The organism is Streptomyces katrae, from assembly GCF_000966975.1.
Taxonomy (GTDB): domain Bacteria; phylum Actinomycetota; class Actinomycetes; order Streptomycetales; family Streptomycetaceae; genus Streptomyces; species Streptomyces katrae.
This window is the reverse complement of the sequence record NZ_JZWV01001712.1, coordinates 1-833: the sequence shown is the minus strand read 5'-3', so window position 1 is coordinate 833 and position 833 is coordinate 1. Positions and strand designations below refer to the sequence as shown.

Annotated in this window: 1 protein-coding gene; it reads left to right on the top strand. The window is 70.2% G+C overall.

The window, feature by feature from the left end:
* Positions 1 to 39 precede the first annotated feature (39 nt).
* Positions 40 to 833: alpha/beta hydrolase (locus VR44_RS40270; protein WP_245692925.1), on the top strand; the 794-nt coding region annotated here is incomplete at its 3' end.

The following is an 833-nucleotide window of genomic DNA, read 5'->3' as shown; positions in this document are numbered from 1 at the left end:
GAGATGTGTATAAGAGACAGGTACCCCCTGGCGCCCTGGATGCCGCCCGGCGCGCTCCAGGCGTTCCTCACCGACGTCGGGTTCCCCGATCTGACCCCCCTGGCACCCCTCACGGCCGGCCACGCCGGCGCCCCGGTACTCCGAACCCCCCGCCCCCTCCCGACGGTCCTCTTCTCCCACGGCGCACGCAGCCACCAGAGCGACCACACCATCACGGTCCAGAACCTGGCCAGCCACGGATACGCGGTCATCACGATCGCCCACCAGTACGACACCTACACCGAATACCCCGACGGCAGGATCGCCGTCCCCATCCGCGACAGGCCCGCACCCACCCTGCCCGGAGACTTCGCCGCCGACCTGCGCTTCGTCCTCGACTGCGTCGAACAGCTCGCCGCCGGACACAACCCCGACGCCGGCCGGCGCCAACTCCCGGCCGGACTGCTCGGCTCCCTGGACCCGCGGCGCATCGGCGCCTTCGGCTGGTCGAAGGGCGGCACGGCCACCGCCCGCGCCATGCTCGCGGACGAACGCATCCGCGCCGGCCTCGCCCTGGACGCCCCGATGCAGATGAACCCGCCCCTGTCCGGCGACCTGGACCGCCCCTTCATGATGATGACCGCCGCCTTCACCCGGGCCACGATCCCCGAGGCCGCCGCATTCTGGTCCCACCTGCGCGGCTGGCGTCTGAACATCCAGGCCCAGGGTGCCGTCCACATCTCGTACGGCGACAACGAAGCACTGTTCCCCCAGGTGGCAAGGCTACGCGGATGGACCGCACAACAGCTCGAGTCCGTGATCGGAACCCTGAACCCCAACGAGGCGATCAAGAT